The 21,744-nt window shown below is 71.2% G+C and carries 19 protein-coding genes and 3 pseudogenes; 12 read left to right on the forward strand and 10 right to left on the reverse strand.

Going from position 1 to position 21,744, the window contains the following annotated elements; translation table 11 throughout:
- Positions 1–344 precede the first annotated feature (344 nt).
- Complete coding sequence (locus ACP4J3_RS43850) at positions 345–2,081, forward strand: BCCT family transporter (protein ID WP_426542637.1); 1,737 nt, start codon at positions 345–347, stop codon at positions 2,079–2,081.
- 145 nt (positions 2,082–2,226) lie between these two features.
- Positions 2,227–3,281: pseudogene (locus tag ACP4J3_RS43855) on the forward strand (chorismate-binding protein).
- A 77-nt stretch (positions 3,282–3,358) separates the two neighbouring features.
- On the opposite strand, the gene ACP4J3_RS43860 reads toward ACP4J3_RS43855, so the two are convergent.
- On the reverse strand, positions 3,359–5,659 hold the full coding sequence (locus ACP4J3_RS43860; RefSeq protein ID WP_426542639.1) for an FdhF/YdeP family oxidoreductase: 2,301 nt from the start codon (positions 5,657–5,659) through the stop codon (positions 3,359–3,361).
- A 195-nt stretch (positions 5,660–5,854) separates the two neighbouring features.
- Here ACP4J3_RS43860 and ACP4J3_RS43865 point away from each other — a divergent pair, with 195 nt between their 5' ends.
- From ACP4J3_RS43865 to ACP4J3_RS43890, 6 genes and pseudogenes are all read left to right on the forward strand, one after another.
- A complete protein-coding gene (locus ACP4J3_RS43865; RefSeq protein ID WP_426542641.1) occupies positions 5,855–6,349 on the forward strand; it encodes a MarR family winged helix-turn-helix transcriptional regulator in 495 nt (164 codons plus the stop codon).
- Positions 6,350–6,459: 110 nt separating this feature from the next.
- On the forward strand, positions 6,460–7,077 hold the full coding sequence (locus tag ACP4J3_RS43870; RefSeq protein ID WP_426542689.1) for a DsbA family protein: 618 nt from the start codon (positions 6,460–6,462) through the stop codon (positions 7,075–7,077).
- A gap of 26 nt (positions 7,078–7,103) precedes the next feature.
- Positions 7,104–7,910 (forward strand): MBL fold metallo-hydrolase, encoded by an 807-nt coding sequence (locus tag ACP4J3_RS43875; RefSeq protein ID WP_426542643.1) that lies wholly within the window; start codon positions 7,104–7,106, stop codon positions 7,908–7,910.
- 1 nt (position 7,911) lies between these two features.
- A pseudogene (locus tag ACP4J3_RS43880) lies at positions 7,912–8,243 on the forward strand (nuclear transport factor 2 family protein).
- Positions 8,244–8,342: 99 nt separating this feature from the next.
- Positions 8,343–8,750 (forward strand): CoA-binding protein, encoded by a 408-nt coding sequence (locus ACP4J3_RS43885; protein ID WP_426542645.1) that lies wholly within the window; start codon positions 8,343–8,345, stop codon positions 8,748–8,750.
- A 75-nt stretch (positions 8,751–8,825) separates the two neighbouring features.
- Positions 8,826–10,049 (forward strand): 4-hydroxybenzoate 3-monooxygenase, encoded by a 1,224-nt coding sequence (locus tag ACP4J3_RS43890; protein ID WP_426542647.1) that lies wholly within the window; start codon positions 8,826–8,828, stop codon positions 10,047–10,049.
- Between the two features lie 15 nt (positions 10,050–10,064).
- Here the strand turns inward: ACP4J3_RS43890 and ACP4J3_RS43895 are convergent, their stop codons facing one another.
- Positions 10,065–10,424, reverse strand: a complete 360-nt coding sequence (locus tag ACP4J3_RS43895; protein WP_426542649.1) for an ArsR/SmtB family transcription factor — start codon at positions 10,422–10,424, stop codon at positions 10,065–10,067.
- 63 nt (positions 10,425–10,487) lie between these two features.
- Here ACP4J3_RS43895 and ACP4J3_RS43900 point away from each other — a divergent pair, with 63 nt between their 5' ends.
- Positions 10,488–11,546, forward strand: a complete 1,059-nt coding sequence (locus ACP4J3_RS43900; protein ID WP_426542651.1) for a cation diffusion facilitator family transporter — start codon at positions 10,488–10,490, stop codon at positions 11,544–11,546.
- 7 nt (positions 11,547–11,553) lie between these two features.
- On the opposite strand, the gene ACP4J3_RS43905 is transcribed toward ACP4J3_RS43900, so the two are convergent.
- Together ACP4J3_RS43905 and ACP4J3_RS43910 are read right to left on the reverse strand one after the other, a co-directional pair.
- Complete coding sequence (locus ACP4J3_RS43905) at positions 11,554–12,111, reverse strand: YbaK/EbsC family protein (protein ID WP_426542653.1); 558 nt, start codon at positions 12,109–12,111, stop codon at positions 11,554–11,556.
- A 20-nt stretch (positions 12,112–12,131) separates the two neighbouring features.
- Positions 12,132–12,704, reverse strand: a complete 573-nt coding sequence (locus ACP4J3_RS43910) for a helix-turn-helix domain-containing protein (RefSeq protein ID WP_426542655.1) — start codon at positions 12,702–12,704, stop codon at positions 12,132–12,134.
- Positions 12,705–12,839: 135 nt separating this feature from the next.
- On the opposite strand from ACP4J3_RS43910, the gene ACP4J3_RS43915 reads away from it, so the two are divergent.
- Positions 12,840–13,700: a DMT family transporter gene (locus ACP4J3_RS43915; RefSeq protein ID WP_426542657.1), complete on the forward strand. Its 861-nt coding sequence runs from the start codon at positions 12,840–12,842 to the stop codon at positions 13,698–13,700.
- 1 nt (position 13,701) lies between these two features.
- Here ACP4J3_RS43915 and ACP4J3_RS43920 read toward each other — a convergent pair whose 3' ends face one another.
- Positions 13,702–14,499, reverse strand: coding sequence for an acyltransferase (locus tag ACP4J3_RS43920; RefSeq protein WP_426542659.1), 798 nt, complete (start codon positions 14,497–14,499; stop codon positions 13,702–13,704).
- 109 nt (positions 14,500–14,608) lie between these two features.
- On the opposite strand from ACP4J3_RS43920, the gene ACP4J3_RS43925 reads away from it, so the two are divergent.
- Entirely contained in the window at positions 14,609–15,139 is a 531-nt protein-coding gene (locus ACP4J3_RS43925; protein WP_426542661.1) for a gamma carbonic anhydrase family protein, read from the forward strand.
- A 19-nt stretch (positions 15,140–15,158) separates the two neighbouring features.
- Here ACP4J3_RS43925 and ACP4J3_RS43930 read toward each other — a convergent pair whose 3' ends face one another.
- From ACP4J3_RS43930 to ACP4J3_RS43945, 4 genes are all read right to left on the reverse strand, one after another.
- A complete protein-coding gene (locus ACP4J3_RS43930) occupies positions 15,159–15,803 on the reverse strand; it encodes a DedA family protein (RefSeq protein WP_426542663.1) in 645 nt (214 codons plus the stop codon).
- 71 nt (positions 15,804–15,874) lie between these two features.
- Positions 15,875–17,422, reverse strand: a complete 1,548-nt coding sequence (locus ACP4J3_RS43935; protein ID WP_426542665.1) for a carboxylesterase/lipase family protein — start codon at positions 17,420–17,422, stop codon at positions 15,875–15,877.
- Positions 17,423–17,512: 90 nt separating this feature from the next.
- A complete protein-coding gene (locus ACP4J3_RS43940; RefSeq protein WP_426542667.1) occupies positions 17,513–19,351 on the reverse strand; it encodes an RICIN domain-containing protein in 1,839 nt (612 codons plus the stop codon).
- Between the two features lie 373 nt (positions 19,352–19,724).
- On the reverse strand, positions 19,725–20,162 hold the full coding sequence (locus ACP4J3_RS43945) for a DUF4442 domain-containing protein (RefSeq protein ID WP_426542691.1): 438 nt from the start codon (positions 20,160–20,162) through the stop codon (positions 19,725–19,727).
- Positions 20,163–20,313: 151 nt separating this feature from the next.
- On the opposite strand from ACP4J3_RS43945, the gene ACP4J3_RS43950 reads away from it, so the two are divergent.
- Positions 20,314–21,615: an MFS transporter gene (locus ACP4J3_RS43950; protein WP_426542669.1), complete on the forward strand. Its 1,302-nt coding sequence runs from the start codon at positions 20,314–20,316 to the stop codon at positions 21,613–21,615.
- Here the strand turns inward: ACP4J3_RS43950 and ACP4J3_RS43955 are convergent.
- Positions 21,577–21,744, reverse strand: a pseudogene (locus ACP4J3_RS43955) (spermidine synthase-like protein); the annotation flags it as partial. The gene ACP4J3_RS43950 and the pseudogene ACP4J3_RS43955 sit on opposite strands and share 39 nt — an antisense overlap.

The raw sequence follows: 21,744 nt of genomic DNA on the forward strand, positions 1-21,744 counted from the left end.
GCAACACAGCATCCTGGAGCGCCGACCAGCGGTCAAGAGATTCGCCGGTGCACCGGTGGTTGCGTCCTCACCGAAGGTGACGGCGCACGCGGGCGGCTATATTTGACGACTCTTACCGCGACAGGGACGCGGGAGCCGCACCTCATGGGTCACAGCTCGATTCCGATGCTGGTCGAGAGCCCAGCGGCTGGCCGAAGGGGCTTGACGGCAGGACACGAGGCGTGTTCGCTGTTGCGCCAACAGCGAACAATTTCTCATTGCGCAACAGACTGCCACCCATGTCCCCGCAGTACACGGCAGTCCCACCGACCATGCCAAAGCCCGACGACAGAAGGAACAAGAGCATGGCTGCTCCCCAGACGGCGAAATCACCAGGCGATACCACGGATCAAGAGAAATCGGAGATCCGCTCCCCCTCGGCATCGATCGCACCGCGAGTCTTCTGGCCATCCGCGATCATCATCGTCGCCTTCGTGCTCTATGCAACAATCTTCAAGAAGTCTGCCCAGGACGTCATCACCAAGGTGCAGACGGAGATCATCAGCGGTGTCGGTTGGTATTACACAGCCCTCGTCTCACTCTTTGTGATCTTTGCCCTCTGGGTCGGAATCGGCCGCTTCGGAGACATCAAGCTCGGCAAGGACGACGAACGGCCCGAGTTCAGCATGGCCTCCTGGCTGGCGATGCTGTTCGCCGCGGGTATGGGTATCGGGCTCGTCTTCTGGGGTGTCGCCGAGCCGCTGAACCACTTCACCTCCCCGAGGCCGGGCGTCGGTGACGCCGTGGCCGAGCGGAGCGAGATGGCCATGGTCCAGACGTTCCTGCACTGGGGAATCCACCCCTGGGCCATCTACGTCGTGGTCGGCCTCGCCGTCGCCTACGCCGTGCACCGCAGGAGCCGTCCCATCTCGATCCGCTGGGCTCTGGAGCCGATCTTCGGCGACAGGATCAAGGGTGCCTGGGGCGACGCCATCGACACCATCGCCATCGTCGGCACCGTCTTCGGCGTGGCCACCTCGCTCGGCTTCGGCGTCCTGCAGATCTCCGCGGGCCTCGGCTTCCAGGGCTGGGTGGACGAGCCCGGCACGCCACTTCGGGTCGTCCTCATCGTCATCATCACCGCGCTCGCCACCGTCTCCGTGGTCACGGGCGTCGGCAAGGGCATCAAGTGGCTGTCGAACATCAACATGGGCCTGGCCGGCGCGCTGATGGTGTTCGTCCTCGTCGCGGGCCCGACGCTGTTCATCCTCAACGGCTTCGTCGAGGACATCGGCGCGTATCTGCAGAACCTCCTCGCGCTGAGCTTCGACACCGGCGCCTCCCAGGGCGCGGACGGCACCGCGTGGGTCAGCGGCTGGACGGTCTTCTACTGGGGCTGGTGGATCTCCTGGGCTCCGTTCGTCGGCGTCTTCATCGCCCGTATCTCCCGCGGCCGGACCGTTCGTGAGTTCGTCACCGGCGTGCTGCTGGTACCGACCCTGCTGACCTTCCTCTGGTTCGCGATCCTCGGCGGCTCGGCGCTCCACCGCGAGACGGTCGGTGAGGGCGGACTGGTGGGCGAGGACGGCGCGGTCGGTACGGACAGCGCGCTCTTCCAACTCCTCGACGGCCTGCCGGGCGGCGCGTTCATCGCCGGCATGACGATCCTGCTGATCGTGCTGTTCTTCGTCACCTCCTCCGACTCCGGCAGCTACGTGGTCGACGTGCTGGCCTCCGGCGGCCACCCCGACCCGCCGACCTGGAGCCGTGTGTTCTGGTGCGCCGCCGAGGGCGCCGTGGCCGTCGCGCTGCTGATCGCCAGCGGTACGGGAACCTCGTCGCTGTCCACGCTGCAGACGGTGGCGATCATCACGGCACTGCCCTTCACCTTCGTGATGATCGGGATGTGCCTGGCCACGGCCAAGTCCTTCCGCCGGGAACACCACGCCTATCAGGCCGCCCAGCGGAAGAAGCAGGAGGAACGGCTGATCGACCAGGCCGTCACGGCGTTCGAGGAGGGCCTGGAGAACGGGAACGGGAACGGGAACGGGACCTCGTCGAACGAGTCCAAGGACAGCCCGGTGGACGCGCGCACCACATAGGCACGCGCACCACATAGGCAGACGTCCCACTCAGTGAGCCTCCTGGAGCACCGTTCCAGGAGGCTCACGCCTTTGGCGCCCAACGTTCCGAAAGGGGAGGCGCGTGCTCGGTTCCCGCACCACCCGGCGCACGGCTCAGCACAGTGTGCGCGGGGCGCACCACCTGCCCGCTCTCGCCCGCTTCGGCGAACTCGTCGCCACCGGCCTGCGGGACGTCACCAGCGACCCCGCGGCTTTGGACTCGACCGGGTTCTGGGCGGTGGTCGCGGACTTCGAGGGCCGCCTGGTCTGCGCCCGCTTCGGGGACGTACGCCACGAGCCCCCGCTCCCCGGCCCGGCTCCTGGCGCGGCCCCGCCGCCGGTGACTGGACGTCCTCGCTCGACCGCGCCGCGTACACCGCGGGGGTACGGCGGATCCGCGAGCACATCGCGGCGGGCGAGGTCTACCAGGCGAACCTCTGCCGCGTGCTGTCCGCGCCGCTGCCCGGGCCCGGGGGACCCGCGGACGTGGACGCGCTGACCACGCTGCTGGCCCGGGGCAACCCGGCCCCGTACGCGGGTACGGTCCGGCTGCCGGCCCATGGCGTGGAAGTGGCCACCGCCTCACCCGAGCTGTTCCTGCGCCGCGCCGGCCGGGTGGTGGAGTCCGGGCCGATCAAGGGCACCGGGTGGACGGCCGCGGACCTGCTGGAGAAGGACCGGGCCGAGAACGTGATGATCGTGGACCTGGTCCGCAACGATCTGGGCCGTGTCTGCGCCACCGGCTCGGTGACCGTCCCCGCGCTGTGCGCCGTCGAGCGCCATCCCGGCCTGGTGCACCTGGTCTCCACCGTGCGCGGCGAGCTCGCCGAGGGCACGGGCTGGCCGGAGCTGCCGGCGGGGACGTTCCCGCCGGGCTCTGTCACGGGCGCCCCGAAGTCCAGCGCGCTGCGGATCATCGGCACGCTGGAAACCGCGCCCCGCGGCCCGTACTGCGGCGGCATCGGCTGGGTCGACGCCGACCGTGGCACCGGCGAGCCGGCCGTCGGCATCCGTACCTTCTGGATCGACCGGACCGCGACCGGCGGCCCCGTCCTGCGCTTCGGCACCGGCGCGGGCATCACCCGGGGCTCGGACCCCGAGCGGGAGTGGGACGAGACCGAACTGAAGGCGTCCCGGCTGCTCGCGGTGGCGTGCGGGGCCGACGTCGGCGGCGGGTGAGTCCCTCAGCGACGGTGGCGACGGAACAGGTCGGGGCGGCCGGCGTGAAGACGCCGGCCGCCCCTACCTCCCTCTGCTCACACCCCGGCGCAGGGTTCCAGCCGGACCACGATGGACTTGGACGTGGGGGTGTTGCTGGTCTCCGCCGTCGAGTCCAGCGGCACCAGGACGTTGGTCTCCGGGAAGTACGCCGCGCAGCAGCCACGGGGCGTCGGGAAGGCGACGGTGCGAAAGCGCGGTGCTCTGCGCTCCACCCCGTCCTCGTACTCACTGACGATGTCGACGAGGTCGCCGTCGGCCAGGCCGCGGTCGGCGAGGTCGTCCCGGTGCACGAACAGCACGCGGCGGCCCTGGTGGATGCCGCGATAGCGGTCGTCCAGTCCGTAGATGGTGGTGTTGTACTGGTCGTGCGAGCGCAGGGTCTGCAGCAGCAGGCGGCCTTGCGGTACGCGCGGGAACTCCACCGGGTTCACGGTGAAGTTGGCCCGGCCGGTGGCGGTGGTGAAGCGGCGCTCGTCGCGGGGCGGGTGGGGCAGGGCGAAGCCGCCGGGCTGCCGGACGCGGGCGTTGAAGTCCTCGAAGCCGGGGATGACGCGCTCGATACGGTCACGGATGCGGTCGTAGTCCGACTCGAACTCCTCCCACGGCGCCGTCGGGCCCGCTTCCCCGAGGGCGGCCCGTGCCATCCGGCAGATGATCGCGACCTCGCTGAGCAGATGCTCGGAGGCGGGCGCGAGCCGCCCCCGGGACAGGTGCACCATGCCCATGGAGTCCTCCACCGTGACCAGCTGGGGCCCGCCCGGCCGCAGGTCGGCCTCGGTCCGGCCCAGGCACGGGAGGATGAGGGCCTGCTCCCCGGCGATGACGTGCGAGCGGTTGAGCTTGGTCGAGATCTGGACGGTGAGCCGGCAGTTGCGCAGCGCCTGCTCGGTCAGCTCGGTGTCGGGCGCCGCGGCGACGAAGTTTCCGCCCAGCGCGACGAAGACCCGTACATCACCGTCGCGCATGGCGCGGATGCTGTCGACCGCGTCGTGGCCGTGGTGCCGTGGGGGTGTGAAGGCGAACTCGGCGCCGAGCCGGTCCAGGAACGCGGCGTCCGGCTTCTCGTAGATGCCCATCGTGCGGTCGCCCTGCACATTGGAGTGGCCGCGCACCGGGCAGAGGCCGGCGCCCGGGCGGCCGATGTTGCCGCGCAGCAGAAGGAAGTTGACGACGTCCCGGATGGTGGGCACGGAGTGCTTGTGCTGAGTGAGTCCCATCGCCCAGCAGACGACGATCTTCTCGGCAGCCAGCACCTGGCCGAACGCTTCCCGGATCTCCTCCTCGGGCAGACCGGTGGCCTCAAGGATCTCCTCCCAGGACGCCTTGCGGGCCTGCTCGGCGAACTCCTCGAAGCCGTGCGTGTGCGCGGTGATGAAGGAGGTGTCCAGGACGGTGCCGGGCTCGTCGTCCTCCGCCTCCAGCAGCAGCCGGTTGAAGGCCTGGAACAGCGCCTGATCGCCCCCGAGCCTGATCTGCAGGAATCGGTCGGCGAGCTGGGTGCCGCCGCCGATGACGCCCGAGGGCTTCTGGGGGTTCTTGAACCGGAGCAGGCCGGCCTCGGGCAGGGGGTTGACCGCGATGACGCGGGCGCCCCGCCGCTTGGCCTCCTCCAGCGCGGAGAGCATCCGGGGGTGGTTGGTGCCGGGGTTCTGGCCGACGACGAGGATCAGGTCGGCCTCGTGGAGGTCCGCCAGGCTGACGCTGCCCTTGCCGATGCCGATCGTCTCGACCAGGGCCGAGCCACTGGATTCGTGGCACATGTTGGAGCAGTCCGGCAGGTTGTTGGTGCCGAAGCCGCGGACGAAGAGCTGATAGAGGAACGCGGCCTCGTTGCTCGCCCGTCCGGAGGTGTAGAAGGCGGCCTGGTCGGGGTGGTCGAGCGCGGCGAGTTCGCGGGCGATCACGGCGAACGCGTCGTCCCAGGAGATCGGCCGGTAGCGGTCGGCGCCGGCCGGGCGGTACATGGGGTGGGTGAGACGTCCCTGCTGCCCGAGCCAGTAGTCGCTGCGCGGGAGCAGATCCTCCAGGGTGTGCTCGGCGAAGAAGTCCGGGGTGACCCGGCGTACGGTGGCCTCCTCCGCCACGGCCTTGGCCCCGTTCTCGCAGAACTCCGCCTTGTGCCGGTGGTCCGGCTCGGGCCAGGCGCAGCCCGGACAGTCGAAGCCCTCCTTCTGGTTCACCCGGAGCAGAGTGAGCAGGCTGCGGCGGACCCCCATCTGCTCGCCGGCGTGCCGCAGCGAGGAGGTGACCGCGGGGATGCCGGCGGCGTACTCCTTCGGCGGGCCGACCCGCAGACGGGCGTCGCCGGGGTCCTCAGCAGGTGGCTTACGAGTCATCGGTAGCGCTACTCCGCGGTGTAGGGAAATCGGACCCACTCTTGCTCGTTGCGAACTACACAATCAGTATCGTGATGCGCAACGAATCTAAGAAAGCCCGGGCGCCGACCTTCTGTCAAGGGAACGTCGCCCGGTCCGCAAACACGGCATGATCATGGGTTGAAGGCCGTGGAGGACCGGACGGACGGTGGGGACGTGGACGAGCAAGCGGAGATCGGGTCGCCGATGGAGGCGGCGAACAACGCGCTGGTGCTGGCCTTCGGGCGGCTGCAGGGGGCCGCGAACAGGCTGGAGTACATCCTGGGGCGGGCCCTGGAGCGGGAGTGCGGCATCAGCCATCTGATGTTCGAGGTGCTGCTGATCCTCGGGCGGACCGGTGAGCCGGGGATGTCGATGCGGGCCATAGCCCAGGAGCAGGTACTGACCACGGGCGGTGTGACACGTCTCGTGGACCGGATGGAGACCGCCGGGCTGGTCGAGCGCACCGAGGACCCCGGGGACCGGCGCGGTCGGCTGGTGCGCCTGACCCCGTTGGGGGAGGAGACCACCGTGCGCGCGTCCCGGCTGCACGTGGAGAACATCCGCCGCTACTTCCTGGCACCCCTGCCGCCCGAGGACCGGGAGCGCTTCGCCGAGAACCTGCGCGTCCTCAGCCACTCGGCCCGGGACGAACTCCCGCGCCTGCCCTGAGGCACTCGGATGTGTCCACCGTCACACGACTATGGAAATATCTGACGAGTCAGCTACTGTTCTCTCAGATGAATCGCTCGCACCCGGCGGGCGCCCTGCCAAGGATCTCCATGCAGCTCGTCTACGTCTTCGATGCCTACTGCGGCTGGTCGCACGAGTTCTCCCGCACCCTGCGCGAGGTCGCCTCCCGCCATCCGGAGCTGCCGGTGGTGGTCGTCTCCGGCGGCCTGTTCACCGGGCCCCGTCGGATGCCGATCCGTGAGTTCGGCCACGTCCCGGGCGCGAACGCCAAGATCGCCGAACAGACCGGCGCCGAGTTCGGCGACGCGTACGAGCGGCTGATCGCCGACGGGTCGTTCGTGATGGACTCCGAGGCCGCCGCGCGGGGAGTCGCCGCCCTGCGGCAGTTCGCCCCCGACCGCGCGGCAGAGCTGGCCATGGACCTGCAGCAGGCCTTCTACGTCGACGGCCTGAGCCTCTCCGAGCCGGCGACCTACCGCAAGCTCGCCGAGCGCGCCGGGCTGGACGCCGACGCCGTGACCGCCGCCTTCGAAGCTCCCGAGACACGGGAGGCGGCCCGGGCCGACTTCCGCCTCGGGGCCGAACTGGGCGTCACCGGCTTCCCCACCCTCCTCGCCGTGGACGGCGACCGTGTCACCCCCCTGGCCTACGGCCACGCCACGGCCGACGCGATCGACGCGCGCCTCGCGGCCGTACGCACCTCCTGAACCTCCCTCACGTCAAGGAGTCACCGATGAGCACCCTTTCCTTCAAGATCCTCGACCTGGACTTCCCCGCCGGCAGCAAGAACAAGACCGCCACCCTCGTGACCGGCGAGAACGAGGCGCTGCTCGTGGACGCCGCCTTCACCCGCGCCGACGGTCACCGCCTGGCCGCCGAGGTCCTCGACTCCGGCAGGACACTGACCACGGTCTTCATCAGCCACGGCGACCCCGACTTCTACTTCGGCGCCGAGGTCATCGCCGACGCTTTCCCCGAGGCGAAGTTCGTCGCCACCCCCCTCGTCATCGAGCACATCCGGCACTCCTACGAGGGCAAGCTCAAGGCATGGGCGGCCCTGGGCCAGAACCTGCCCACCCGCCTGGTCGACCTGGAGCCGCTGACCGGCGGTCTCACCCTCGAAGGGCATCGCTTCGAGCTCAGGGGCGGCCCGGCCGCGCTGCCCGACCGCCACTACCTGTGGCAGGCCGAGCAGCGCGCGATCCTCGGCGGCGTCCTGCTCTTCCAGCAGGAGCACGTCTGGGTCGCCGACACCCCCGCCCCCGCCGACCGCGCCGCCTGGATCGACCTCCTCGACGAGATGGCCGCCCTCCAGCCGGAGCTGGTCGTCCCCGGCCACCGGCTTCCCGGCACCCCCGCCGACGCCTCCGCGATCACCGCCACCCGCGACTACCTCGTCGCCTTCGAGGAGGAGCTCGGCAAGGCCGCCGACGGTGCCGCCCTGACCGACGCCCTCGTCGAGCGCTACCCGGACAACGGCATGGGCATCGCCGCCCAGATCGGCGCGAAGGTCGCCAAGGGCGAGATGAAGTGGGGCTGACATGACCGAGTTCACCGCGCCGGCCGACGTGGTCCGGCGCCAGTACCTGGCCTCCGCGGCGGGCGACCTGGACGCGCTGCGCGCCACGCTCGCCCCCGACGTGGAATGGACCGAGATGGCGGGCTTCCCGCTCGCGGGGACCTACCGCACTCCCGACGGTGTCACCGCCAACGTCATGGAGAGGCTCGGCCAGGACTGGGACGACTGGATCGTCCACGACGGATCGACGTCCGGGTCGCCCACCACTTCGTGGTCCGCGGCGGCCTGATCGTCCGATTCGAGCAGTTCGTCGACACCGCCCTCGTGCGCGAGGCCATGCCGGCCGGGAGGTGAGGGCGGGCGGGGCCGCGCGTCGACGTACGCGGGAATCACCGCACTCGGCCCGCTGTTGCCAGGACAGCAGCCCTCGCACCGACCCCGAGGAGTCCGAGCGTGTACGGCGACCCGGCGACCGTCCGCAAGATCCTGACCGAGCTCGGCGACACCTGGGCCGTCGTGGGCCTGTCGACCAACCAGCGGCGTGCGGCGTACGGGGTCGCCGAGGTCCTCCAGCGCTTCGGCAAGCGCATCGTGCCCGTGCACCCGAAGGCGGAGACGGTCCACGGCGAGCAGGGCTACGCCTCCCTGGCGGACATCCCCTTCGACGTGGACGTGGTCGACGTGTTCGTGAACAGCGACCTCGCGGGCCCGGTCGCCGACGAGGCGGTCGCCAAGGGGGCCAAGGCGGTCTGGTTCCAGCTCGGCGTGATCGACGAGGCGGCGTACGACCGCACTCGCGCGGCGGGCCTGGAGATGGTCATGGACCGCTGCCCGGCGATCGAGATCCCCCGCCTGGGCTAGACCCGGCCCTCCGGATCGTCCCAGCGTCGGCCGGAACCCTCCCCTCCCCCACATCGGCGCCCGCATAATGCTCCGGTGACTTCCACCTCCCCCCACCCCAACTCCGGCCCCGCGCAGCGCTTTCCGGTCGTTGTCGTGGGTGCCGGACCCGCCGGTCTCACCGTCGGCAACATCCTGCGGGCGGCGTCCGTCGACTGCCTGGTTCTGGAGATCGAGACCCGCGAGTTCATCGAGCGGCGACCGCGGGCCGGGGTGCTCGAGGAGGGCGCCGTACGCGGACTCCAGCGGCGCGGCCTCGCGGACAACCTGCTGGCGCGGGCCCAGCGGCACACCGAGTGCGAGTTCCGGTTCGCCGGGGAGCGCTTCCGGTTCGAGTACGGGCGGCTGACGGGTGTTCATCACTGGGTCTACCCCCAGCAGTTGCTGGTGACGGACCTGGTGCGCGAGTACGCCGATGTGCGCGGCGGGGCCATTCGCTTCGGGGTGCGGGACGTGGAGTTGCACGACCTCGACACCGATCACCCCTCGGTGTCGTACACCTGCCCGGAGACCGGGCAACGCCAGGTCGTGCACTGCGACTTCGTCGCGGGCTGCGACGGGGCGCGCGGCGTGACGCGCAACACACTGCCCGCCGACGGTACCCGCATCTCCCGCAGCGACTACGGCATCGGCTGGCTCGCACTGCTCGCCGAGGCGCCGCCGTCCTCCGACTGCGTCCTGTTCGGCATGCATCCGCGCGGGTTCGCCGGGCACATGCCGCGCAGCGCCGAGGTCACCCGCTACTACCTCGAGTGCCCGCCCGGCGACGACCCGGAGACCTGGTCGCACGACAGGGTCTGGACGGAGCTCCAGCAGCGCCTCGGGGCGAACGGCGTGCCGCCGCTGACGGAGGGGCGGCTGATCGAGAAGCGCGTCCTCGACATGCACAACTACGTCGTCGAGCCCATGGTGTCCGGCCGCCTCTTCCTGGCCGGCGACGCCGCCCACCTGACCGCCCCGATCGCCGCCAAGGGCATGAACCTCGCCCTGCACGACGCCTTCCTGCTCGGCGACGGCCTCGTGGCGCACCTCACCAAGAGCGCTGACACGGGCCTGGAGGGCTACTCGACGGCCTGTCTGAACCGGGTGTGGGACTGCCAGGAGTTCTCCCTGTGGCTCTCCGAGGTCTACCACGGCACGTCGTCGGGCGACCCGTACCGCGCGGGCACCACCCTCGCCCGCCTGCGCCGCCTGTTCGACTCCCCCACGGCCGCGATGGCGTTCGCGGAGCAGTACCTGGGCAGGAACGCCGGGCACTGACCGCGCCCGAGTACGTCAGTCGTGCGGAGGCCGGTCGCTGAGCCGGTGGTCCGCCACGTTCAGCGCCTCGTCGACGAGGCGGCGCAGATGGCCGTCGCGCAGGAAGTAGATCACCCGGCGGCCCTCCTTGCGCGTGCTCACCAGCCCCGCGAGCCGCAGCCGGGCCAGATGCTGGCTGACGGCCGGCCGCGCCGCCCCGCACGCCCCCGTGAGCGTCGTGACATCGGCCTCGCCCGCCGTCAGGGCGTGCAGCAGCGTGAGGCGGGTGCGGTCGCCGAGCAGGGCGAGGAGTTCGGCGGCGAGCGCGAACTGCTCCTCGCCCGGGGTGCGCGGATGCGCATCGTGCGCAGGTGACAGGTGCATGCGTGCGCTCATACGCACATAATGGCCTCGTGGACGGGCGCACGTCCACTCCCGCGCACCGGAAAGGAGACCGCCGTGAGCGACCGGCACGAGCACGGCCATGGGCACCAGCACCACCATGACCATGACCACGGGCACCATCACCATCACCGTCATCGCCACCGCCTCACCCACCTCCTCAAGCCCCACTCCCACGAAACGGCCGACAAGCTCGACTCCGCCCTGGAGTCCTCGGCCCGCGGCATGCGCGCCCTGTGGGTCTCGCTGGCGGTCCTCGGTGTGACGGCGCTCGCGCAGGCGGTCGTGGTGGTCGCCTCCGGGTCGGTGGCCCTGCTCGGCGACACGGTGCACAACACGGCGGACGCGCTGACCGCCGTACCGCTCGGGATCGCCTTCGTGCTGGGGCGACGCGCGGCCACACGCCGCTTCACCTACGGCTACGGGCGGGCCGAGGACCTCGCGGGCATCGCCATCGTGCTGACGATCGCCGCGTCCGCGGCCTTCGCGGCATGGACGGCCGTGGACCGCCTTCTCGACCCGCGGCCCGTGGAGCAGATCCCGGCCGTGGCGGTGGCGGCGCTCGTCGGGTTCGCGGGCAACGAGTGGGTGGCCCGGTACCGGATCCGGGTGGGCCGCGCCATCGGGTCGGCGGCGTTGGTCGCGGACGGGCTGCATGCCCGCACCGACGGGTTCACCTCACTGGCCGTCCTGCTGAGCGCCGGCGGCGCGGCGCTGGGGTGGCAACTCGCGGACCCGATCGTGGGGTTGGCGATCACGGCCGCCATCGCGCTGGTGCTGCGGGACGCCGCTCGCGAGGTGTTCCGGCGGGTCATGGACGCCGTGGACCCGGCCCTGGTGGACCGGGCCGAGCGAGCGCTTCGGGAGGTCGCGGGCGTGCGCGAGGTGGGTGAGCTGCGGCTGCGCTGGATCGGGCACCGGCTGCGCGCCGAGGTGGCGGTCGTGGTGGACGGCGAGGCGACGGTACGGCAGGCGCACGCCATCGCCGTGGACGCCGAGCACGCCCTGCTGCACGCCGTCCCGCGGCTCACCGCGGCCCTGGTCCACGCCGATCCGGCGCCGGTGCCGGGCGAGGCGGATCCGCACCTGGCCCTCGCCCACCACACGGCGACGTGAGGCCGGCTCAGGCGACGCCAAGCCCTTCGAGTACGACCGCCCCGGGCAGCTCGGCGAACGCCTTCCCCGGCACCAGCAGCTTGCCGCGCCGGCGTCCGCTGCCGACCAGGACGTAGGGCAGGTCGACGACGGCCGAGTCCACCAGCACCGGCCAGCCGTCGGGCAGTCCGAGCGGGGTGATGCCGCCGTACTCCATGCCGGTCTCGCCGGTCGCGGTGTCCATCGAGGCGAACGACGCCTTGCGAGCCCCGAGTTGGCGGCGCACCACACCGTTGACGTCGACCCGGGTGGTGGAGAGCACGACGCACGCGGCCAGCGTCGTCTCGCCGCCCCGCCTGCCGGCGACGACGACGCAGTTCGCGGACTGTTCGAGCAGTTCCTGCCCGTAGTGCTGGACGAAGACCGCGGTGTCGGCCCACTGCGGATCGGTCTCGACGTAGACGATCTGGTCGGCCGGCACGCTGCCGCGCCAGTGGCGTACGGCGTCGGCGACGGGGCGGGTGAGTTCGTCGAGGCAGTCGGGGGCGGCGGTGGCGTGGTCGAAGCGTCCGATGGGTGCGTCCATGGCCGCACCGTAACAGCCGCTCACGGCACGGGCGGCACCGAGACTGCCATGATCATCTCCATCGGTACGGTGCCCTGATTGGCGTAGGTGTGCGGGCTGCTGGCCTCGAAGGAGGCGCTCGCTCCGGCCGGCACCTGGTGGTCCACGCCGTCGACGGTCAGCGTCAGCTCGCCGGCCGTGACATGGATCAGCTCGACGGTGCCCGCGGGATGCGGTTCCGACGGGCTGTTCTCGCCCGGCATCAGGCACCAGTCCCACATCTCCAGCGGCCCGGGGGCCTCGGCGCCCGCGAGCAGCCGGTTGTAGCTGCCGGCGTCGGTGCTCCACAGCCGTACCGCCCGCTCGGCCGGGACGATCTGGACCTTGGGGCCGCGCTCGTAGTCGAGGAGGGTGGTGATGCTGATCCCGAGCGCGTCGCCGATCTTGACGACGGTGCCGAGGCTGGGGTTGGTGCGCGCCTGCTCGATCTGGATGAGCATGCCGCGGCTGACACCGGCCCGGGCGGCGAGCACGTCCAGCGTGAAGCCGCGCACCGCACGCCAGTGCTTGACGTTGCGCGCGAGGGACTGGGTCAGCAGGTCGAGGTCCGACACATTCCGTCCAATTCCATCTGACTACACCCGATTCCATCCGAGATCCGGAGTCCAATATTCTGGATGACAGAGTCCAGTACATTGCACTACGGTGGGATGGACCGATCGTGCACCGAACTGTACTGCGAGGCCCCCGTGACAGCACTCTTCGCCCTGGCCACCAGCCTGCTGTGGGGGCTGGCCGACTTCGGCGGCGGACTGCTGACCCGGCGCACCCCGGCGCTGACGGTGGTCGTCGTCTCGCAGGCGATCGCGGCGGCCGTGCTCGGCGTGATCGTGGTGGCCACCGGCGCGTGGAGCGAGGCCGGCGACCGGCTCTGGTTCGCGGCCGCCGCCGGAGTGGTCGGCCCGATCGCCCTGATCTGCTTCTACAAGGCGCTCGCGCTCGGCCCGATGGGCGTGGTCTCGCCGCTCGGCACCGTGGGCGTGGCCGTCCCGGTCGGGGTGGGCCTCTTCCTCGGCGAACGGCCGGGGCTGGTCCAGGTCGCCGGGATCGCGGTCGCCGTGCTCGGCGTCGTGCTCGCGGGCGGACCGCAGCTTCGGGGCGCGCCCGTGCAGCGGCAGGCCATCGTGCTCACGCTGATCGCGGCGTTCGGCTTCGGCACGGTGTTCGCGCTGATCGCGGAGGCGTCGACCACGGTCACCGGCCTGTTCCTCGCGCTCTTCGTCCAGCGGGTGGTCAACGTGGTGGCGGGCGGCCTCGCGCTGTACGCCTCCGCGCGGCGCGGCATCGCCGCCCTCCCCGACGGCGGTGCGTTCCCCTGGCGTTCGCTGCCGGCGCTCGGCTTCGTCGGCCTCGCGGACGTCGCGGCGAACGGCACCTATGTGGTCGCCGCCCAGCACGGCCCGGTGACGGTGGCCGCCGTGCTCGCCTCGCTGTACCCGGTGGTGACGGCCCTGGCCGCGCGAGGCTTCCTGCAAGAGCGGCTGCTGGCGGTGCAGGCGGCCGGCGCGGGGCTGGCGCTGGTGGGCACGGTGCTGCTGGCGGCCGGCTGACTCAGGACTCGGCGTCCACCTCGGCGAGCCGGGCCGCCGTCCGCTCGTCCAGTTCGGCGAGCTTCGCCGCCGTCTCCTCGTCCAGCTCGGCCAGCGCCTGGAGCTGCTCGGGGGTGACCCCGTCGGGTATCGGCACCGGTGCCGGGGTCCGCAGCGGCGGCTGCCAGCCTTCGTCGGGCGTCCAGCGCCGTACGACCCGGGCGGGCGCCCCCGCCACCACGGCATGGTCGGGCACCGTGCCCCGGACCACCGCACCGGCCGCGACCACCACGTTCCGCCCGATCCGCGCACCCGGCAGGATCACGGCGCCGGTGCCGATCCAGCACCCCGGGCCGATCTCGACCGGCTCCATGCGCGGCCACTGCTTGCCGATGGGCTCGTGGGGATCGTCGTAGGAGTGATTCGTGGAGGTCACGTAGACATACGGCCCGAAGTAGCAGTCGCTGCCGATGGTGACCGTCGTGTCGGCGATGACATGGCTGCCGCGGCCCAGCACGACGCCGTCTCCGATGCGCAGGATCGGCTCCGGGCCGAGGTCGAGGTCGGGCATCAGACCGGCGGTCAGCGTCACCTGCTCGCCGACGATGCAGTGCGAGCCGAGGTGGATCCAGGGTTCGCCGAAGACGGTGCCCAGCGGGAAGGCGAGACGGGTGGCCTCGCCGATCGAGCCGAAGCGGAAGCGGCCGGGGTGCTCGGCCGTCACCGAACCCGTGCGCTGCGCCCAGGCCCAGGCGGCGTGCACCGCGCGCTGCGTGAGGCCGCGCCGCCAGGACGAGAACGTGTTCTTGCGCTTGGACACCGCTTCACCGTACTGACCGTACGGGGCCCTCATGAGGTGCGGGGCCTGTGATCTTCGCCCTACCGCGTGGCGTAACGTGCCGGTGTATCGCGGACGACGGGAGACGGTGATGACGCATCAGGCGCTGATCAAAGGCATCGGCGGCAGAGAGCCGAAGATCGACGGAGAGGCTTTCGTGGCCCCCGCGTCCGTGGTGATCGGGGACGTGACGCTGGAGGCGGGCGCGAGCATCTGGTACGGCGCGGTGGTGCGGGGTGACGTGGAGCGGATCTCCGTCGGGGCCCGGTCCAACATCCAGGACAACTGCACGCTGCACGCCGACCCCGGGTTCCCCGTGAGGATCGGGGAACGGGTGTCGGTCGGTCACAACGCCGTCGTGCACGGGGCGACGGTGGAGGACGACTGCTTGATCGGGATGGGGGCGACCGTGCTGAACGGTGCGGTGATCGGGGCGGGGTCCTTGGTTGCCGCGCAGGCTTTGGTGCCGCAGGGGATGGAGGTGCCGCCCGGTTCACTGGTGGCGGGGGTTCCCGCGAAGGTCAGGCGGCAACTGAGTGAGGAAGAGCGGCAGGGGGTGACGCTCAACGGGACCATGTATGCGGAGTTGGCGAAGGCTCATCGGGAAGAGCACGGGGCGTAGAGGGCCCCTGGACGGCGTCTTAGTCCCCGGCGCCCACAGGTTCCGGCTCCTGATGTGCCGTCTGGGCCTTCTTCGCCTTGCGCTTGATGATCAGCATCGATGTCAGGCCGATCAGGACCGCCGCCACCAGGCCCAGCCAGGAGAAGCGCTTCAGCCAGGACTCGGCGACCACGCCGACGTAGTAGATGACCGCCGTCGTGCCGCCCGCCCAGAGGATGCCACCGAGGACGTTCGCGGTCAGGAACTTCCAGTACGGCATCCTCAGCACGCCCGCGAGCGGACCGGCGAAGATGCGCAGCAGGGCGACGAAGCGGCCGAAGAAGACGGCCCACATGCCCCACTTCTGGAAGGACCCCTCGGCGGTCGCGATATGGGCCTCACTGAAATGCCTGGGGAACTTGCGGCCGAGCCAGGCCAGCAAGGGGCGGCCCCCCTTGCGGCCGATGGCGTAGCCGATGGAGTCGCCGATGATCGCGCCCGCCGTGGCACAGGCGCCGAGCACGAACGGGTCGATCTCACCGTGCTGTGAGGCGAGCAGCGCCGAGGAGACCAGGATGATCTCGCCGGGCAGCGGGATGCCCAGGCTCTCCAGGCCGATGACCAGGCCGACCAGCAGATAGATGGCCAGCGGGGGCACCGTTTCGAGCCATTCCTGGACGTGCAACGCCGCTTCCTCTCGTGTCCTGGACCGTGTGTTCCCGGCGCACGCCCGGTGGGGGCGTGCGCCGGGGAAGCCTACCCGGTCTGGGTGACGCTCCCGCTGTCCCACAGGTTGCACAGGTGCTCACCGTGCACGGTGGCGCTCAGCACATTCCCGCCGGCGGACGAGGTGCGCAGAGCCAGCACGGTGCCCGCGGGCCCGGCGGGCATCGCGGGCTGTCCCGCCGCCCGGGGTACGCCGTCCCGGATGAACGAACCCCAGTACTGGACCATCTGCCGGGACAGCGTCCGCTGCTCGGCGTTCAGCGGGCTCTGCAGGCCGAAGTGCTTGAAGAGGTACTGCACCTCGTTGACATGGGTCGCGCCGAAGTCGAAGTCGGTGCCGAGGTTGCGCAGCGAGGCGAAGGGCGGGGAGGTGCGGTCGGCGAACTCGTACGCGTAGACCTTGCCGCGTCCGGCGAGCGCGGCGTCGAGGCGGAGTGCCGGGCAGGCGAAGAGATGGTCGCCCTGGGCGGTGGCGTAGGCGATGGTCGGCGACGGGTACGACGACAGGGGGTAGCGCCTGAGCGCCTCTTCGCCGTAGTCCTCCCGCATCACCGTCGGGTACTGGTCGGCGGTGAGCGGGGTGCCGTCCAGGTCGAAGCGGGCGAAGGCGAACAGCCGGCCCTCGTCCTGGTTGGCCCCGTTCATGACCGGCACGCCGGCCGCGGCCCCGTGTGCGAACGCCTCCTTCGGCTGCCTCGGCAGGAAGGCGCCGCCGACCACCGGTGCCCAGTCGAACCCGTCCTGCGCGGCCAGGATCTCGGCGGCCGGCTTGGCACGCAGACAGGCCAGGTCGGAGCAGCCGAGCTGCTCGGCGAAGGCGGCGCCCTGGGCCAGGGCGGTCTCGTGGGTACGGCCGCCGCAGTCCTCGTACGCCCCGCTCTGGATGATCCCCGCGCGGAACAGGCCCTTGGACGTCGGCGAGGCCAACTGGGTGCAGACCGAGCGGCCGCCCGCCGACTCGCCCGCGACGGTCACGCGGGCGGGGTCGCCGCCGAAGCGTCCGATGTTGGACCGCACCCAGCGCAGCGCGGCCTGCTGGTCGAGCATGCCGAAGTTGCCGGAGACCCCGTCACGGGCCTCGCCGTCGAGGCCGGACGTGGCGAGAAAGCCCATCGCGCCCAGGCGGTAGTTGACGGTCACGACGACGGTGCCGGTCTGCCGCGCGAAGGTGTCGGGGACGACGTCCTGGCCGGCCCCTTGGGTGAGTCCGCCGCCGTGGAACCAGACCATGACCGCGCGGCGGGCGGCGTCCTCGGGGGCGTACACATTCAGGTCGAGACAGTCCTCGGTGTGGCTGGGCCGCTCGTAGCCGGGGTCCCAACTCGCGTTCTGCGCACACTTGTTGCCGAAGTCGCCCGCACCGCGCACGCCGTGCCAGGGCCGCGCGGGACGCGGCTCCTTCCAGCGCAGCGCGCCGACGGGCGGCTGCGCGTAGGGGATTCCGAGGAACTGGCGGCCCTCGGCGGTGGTCTCGCCCCGTACCCAGCCGGCGTCGGTGCGCACGACGGGAGAGTCGGCGGCCTGCGCGGGTGAGGGAGCGATGAGCGCGGCCGCTAAGGCCAGCAGTGCGACGGACATACGACGTAACACCGGTCCACCTCCGTTGTGAGGGTGTGTGGCAGGACAGCACTGGCGCGGCGGGAAAACTATGAACCGGAGTGACTCGAGTCAATGATCTGCACGAGAATCGGCCGGATGCTGTCGGGGAACCGAAGGCACGGTGTCGACCGGGGTGGCCGGGGCGGCCGGGGTGGCTTTCTCGCCGGGGTCCGCCTGGGCGTACCGCATCCCGTAGTGCGGCTGAGGGTGCTCCTCGGGCCCGTCCGGATCGTTCCGCGTGGGCTGCTCGGTGGTCGGTGGCTCGGGGGCGGGGTCGTGCGGGGACCCGTGATCGGGCTCCCCGGGCGCGGTGTCCCACTCCTTCTCCCTTTCCTTCTCCTTCTCCCCTTCCTGCTCCTCCTCCCTTTCCTGCTCCTCCTCTTTCTGCTTCTGCTCGGGCCGGCTCTGCCCGCCCTCGTCCGCCAGGTCGCCGTCGAGCATCCAGCGCTGCGCCTCGGATCCGTCCCGTTCGGCGACGACCACGCTCACGCCCTTGCCGCCCGCGACCGCCAGCCGCTCGGCCCGGCGCAGCAGCAGCTCGCCGTGGACGGTGAGGTCGTAGCGCACCTCGCCGGCGTGGGCGAGGCAGTTCGCCAGCACGACCGTGCCCTCGTCGGGGTCGGAGTCGAGGCAGAGGGCGGGCTCGGCGGCGCTGCGCAGCACGCCGTTGCCGCGGTACGACCACTGCTGGGAGGCGGCTGAGGAGCACTCCGCCAGCTCGGCCGGGGCACCGGTACGCACCCTGCCGTCGCGCAGGTCCAGGCACAGGCCGTCGTCGAGGTTGCGGAGCCTGCCCTGGGCGACCTCGACGGGGTCCTCGGCCGAGGCGGCCGAGGGTGATCCGCCGGACTCGGGCGGGGACACGGCGCCGGGGTGGACGGTCTGGCTGCTGGGCACGCCCCAGGTGGTCTCGGGGGCACCGCTCTCCTCGGTCCAGCCCTTCGCGGTGAGCACCGTCACGAGCAGGGCCAAGGCGGTCAGGCCGGCGCCCACGGCGAGGGACTTCGCCCGTCCGTGCGCCGGGGCCGGTCGACCCGGGCGATGCCGTCCGCCCCGTCGGCCGCGGTCGGACGCCGGCGCTCCCGAGCCGCCCCGCCCGGGTCTGGAGTCGAGGTAGCGCCGGGCGCCCCAGCCGAGCACGGTCTCCGCGAGCAGCACCTCCAGGCCGCTCTCGAAATGGCTGAGCTGCTCGGCGGCGTGCCGGCAGTAGCGGCACTCCATCAGATGCTGCTGGACATCGGGCAGCAGGGCACCGCCGCGGCGAATGGGGACGTCGAGGAGGCGGTTGTAGAAGCGGCATTCCCGGGTGGGCGCGAGTTCGCCGTGGGCGCGGACACAACCCCTGCGGAATTGCTCGCGCACTTCCTCCAGCGCGGCCGTCGCGGTGGCCCTGTCCACCCCCAGCAGACCAGCGGGTACGGTTATCGGTTCCGCCTCGACCTCGGTGTGCCACAGAAGGCATTGCGAGGCTCCCGACAGGGCCTGGAATGCGCGCTCGGCGATTTGCCGCCTTTCGGGCGTCACGGACCGTGCGGCACGCAGTCCGCGACCGCCGGTGGGTTTGCCGAGTTCCGGCAGGAGAGCGGAAATACGGCCGTCCGCCGCCCACTCCTTCACCATGTCCCTTACTGCGGCGAGGAGTTGGGGACGCAGTGCGCCGTCGGCCGGCTTGCGGAGCACGCGATGGAACGCCGCGGCGGCCACCATGGCGGCCGAACTCTCCGTGGAGACCAGGCAGATGGCCGCGTAGTCGTAGGTGGCACGCCAGTGCCGCGCCATCAGCAGGGCGACGGCGCGGGAGTCCGCGCCGGCCTCATTCAGGCTCGCGACGAGATCACGGTCGGACTCTCCGGAGCTCGCCCCGGGGCGTGGCGGGTACGGCGGTCGTGGGGGGTGGGGGAATTGCACTGAACCATTTCCTTCCCAGCCGCTGGACGCCATGGGGAATGTGCGTCCGTCGGAAAAGCAGGCGCCTGATTGGTGCATACCTAGGCCGTGTCAGCCATGGATCGACCATCGGGGCCGCTCACTTTCGCACAAGCGACGCACAGGAAACAAGAAGTTCGAGTGACCGAGATTCAAAAAGCGAGAATTTCAGAAAAGTTACCCGCGGTATCCGCACCCGCATTCGAAGTTGTCGACGAACACGCCGTCAAATTGTGTACGACCAAAGAACATTGGTCCACGGAATCTTCAATTCCGCATGTCGCACGGCTGCACAGAGGCCCGGAATGCGATCAGGGGCCCGCGCGGGGCCCCTGACTGCTGCCGTGCGGTCGGCTCAGCTGTTGGGCCGCAGCGTCCAGACGACCGTCATCTCACCGGTGACGGCCCCGTCCCCGCGCTGGATCTCGATCGTCACCGGGAATTCGGGCCGCTCCCCCGCGTCCAGTTGGGCGACGACCTCGGCGGCCGGGCGGCCCAGCGTCGCGGTGGCGGTGACGGCGCCCATGGCGAGCTTCTTATAGGCGATCTCGGCGCTGACCGCGAGCGGCACGGCACGGGAGAGCTGGTCGCCGAACGCGGCCAGCACGATCGCACCGCTGGCGGACTCACCGAGCGTGAACATCGCGCCGGCGTGCGGTCCGCCCACGTGGTTGTGGTAGTCACTCTGGTCCGGCAGAGCCACCACGGCCTTGTCCGGCGTGGTCTCCAGGAACTGGAGGTTCAGGGTCCGGGCCATGGGCACGGTGGCGGCGAGCATCTCGCCGATGGACATCTGGTCTGCGCTCATGGCGGTCATGTTACCCACGAGTAGGAACCAGGAATAGACAGATGTGACGAGCGTCGTATCAGCACGGGCCGCCGCATCCGGCGCGTGACCTGCAATCCGCTTGGCAAACCGGGCTCCGGGCGGCGATAGTCGGCCGGTGACGTCCCCCACCGGTCTCCGCCGCCGTCCCCACCGCCCCGCCTGGGCGGGCCGCAACTACGGCCTGCTGACCGCCGCCGCGTTCGTCACGAACCTCGGCAGCAACGGTGCGCTGATCGCCGCGGCGTTCGCGGTGCTCGAGGCGGGCGGCGACGGCGGTGACGTGGGTCTGGTGGCCGCCTCCCGCACCCTGCCGCTGGTGCTGTTCCTGCTGATCGGCGGCGCCGTCGCGGACCGCCTCCCCCGGCATCGGGTGATGGTCGCGGCCAATGCCCTCAACTGCCTCTCACAGGCCGCCTTCGCCGTGCTGGTCCTCGCCGGGGAGGCCGAGCTGTGGCAGATGATGCTGCTCACCGCCCTCGGCGGCACCGGCCAGGCGTTCTTCAGCCCGGCGGCCGAGGGCATGCTGCTGTCGTCGGTCCAGGGGGAGCAGGCGAGCCGGGCGTTCGCCGTGTTCCGGATGGCGATGCAGGGCGCGGCGGTGGGCGGTGCCGCGCTGGGCGGTGCCATGGTGGCCGCGATCGGGCCGGGCTGGGTCCTGGCGGCGGACGCGGCGGCCTTCGCGGTCGCCGGCGCGATGCGGGCGTTCCTCGATGTGAGTCGCGTTCCGAAGCGCACGCCGGGCGGCGGCATGCTCGCCGATCTGCGGGAGGGCTGGCGGGAGTTCGCCGGGCGGCCGTGGCTGTGGGGCATCGTCGTGCAGTTCTCCATCGCCAACGCGGTCGTGGCGGCGGCGGACGCGGTCTACGGCCCGCTCGTCGCGCGGGACGATCTGGGCGGGGCGGGCCCGTGGGGCCTGGCGCTGGGCTTCTTCGGCGCGGGCACGGTCGCGGGCGCCCTGCTGATGACCCGCTGGAAGCCACGCCGCCTGCTCCTCGCCGGCACCCTGTGCGTCTTCCCTCTCGCCCTCCCTTCAGCCGCGCTCGCCGTACCGGTGCCGGTAGGTGTGCTCTGCGCGGTGATGTTCCTGACCGGCGTGATGCTGGAGGTGTTCGGCGTCTCCTGGATGACCGCGCTCCATCAGGAGATACCCGAGGACAAGCTGTCCCGGGTCGCCGCGTACGACTGGTTCGGCTCGGTTGCCCTGGTCCCGCTGGCGACTGCCCTGGCCGGCCCGGCGGAGTCGGCGTTCGGGCGCACGTCGGCGCTGTGGGGCTGCGCCGCGCTGATCGTGGTGGTCACGGCGGCGGTCCTGTGCATGCCGGACGTACGGAACCTGCGCCGCGACACCAAACACGTGGCCGCAGGCGAACGCCCCGCCTCAGCCGACACCGAAAGCCCCGTCGGGAGGCACGGGTGACGGCACCGCATCCTCGTCCCGTACCGGCCGCGCCCCGCCGACGAACTCCCGCAACACCGCCCCGAGTTCGACCCGGGCCGGGAAAGCGTCGAAGGCGGTCAGACGGGACAGGGCAGCCGTGAACAGGGG

The sequence above is a fragment of the Streptomyces sp. UG1 genome, assembly GCF_049974585.1.
Taxonomy (GTDB): domain Bacteria; phylum Actinomycetota; class Actinomycetes; order Streptomycetales; family Streptomycetaceae; genus Streptomyces.

Coding starts and splice junctions, on each gene's coding strand:
- ACP4J3_RS43895 (WP_426542649.1), bottom strand. CDS start 10,424: ATGAGCGCACGCATGCACCTGTCACCTGCGCACGATGCGCATCCGCGC.
- ACP4J3_RS43850 (WP_426542637.1), top strand. CDS start 345: ATGGCTGCTCCCCAGACGGCGAAATCACCAGGCGATACCACGGATCAA.
- ACP4J3_RS43945 (WP_426542691.1), bottom strand. CDS start 20,162: ATGTCCATCGGCGAGATGCTCGCCGCCACCGTGCCCATGGCCCGGACC.
- ACP4J3_RS43905 (WP_426542653.1), bottom strand. CDS start 12,111: ATGGACGCACCCATCGGACGCTTCGACCACGCCACCGCCGCCCCCGAC.
- ACP4J3_RS43875 (WP_426542643.1), top strand. CDS start 7,104: ATGAGCACCCTTTCCTTCAAGATCCTCGACCTGGACTTCCCCGCCGGC.
- ACP4J3_RS43870 (WP_426542689.1), top strand. CDS start 6,460: ATGCAGCTCGTCTACGTCTTCGATGCCTACTGCGGCTGGTCGCACGAG.
- ACP4J3_RS43860 (WP_426542639.1), bottom strand. CDS start 5,659: ATGACTCGTAAGCCACCTGCTGAGGACCCCGGCGACGCCCGTCTGCGG.
- ACP4J3_RS43935 (WP_426542665.1), bottom strand. CDS start 17,422: ATGTCCGTCGCACTGCTGGCCTTAGCGGCCGCGCTCATCGCTCCCTCA.
- ACP4J3_RS43925 (WP_426542661.1), top strand. CDS start 14,609: ATGACGCATCAGGCGCTGATCAAAGGCATCGGCGGCAGAGAGCCGAAG.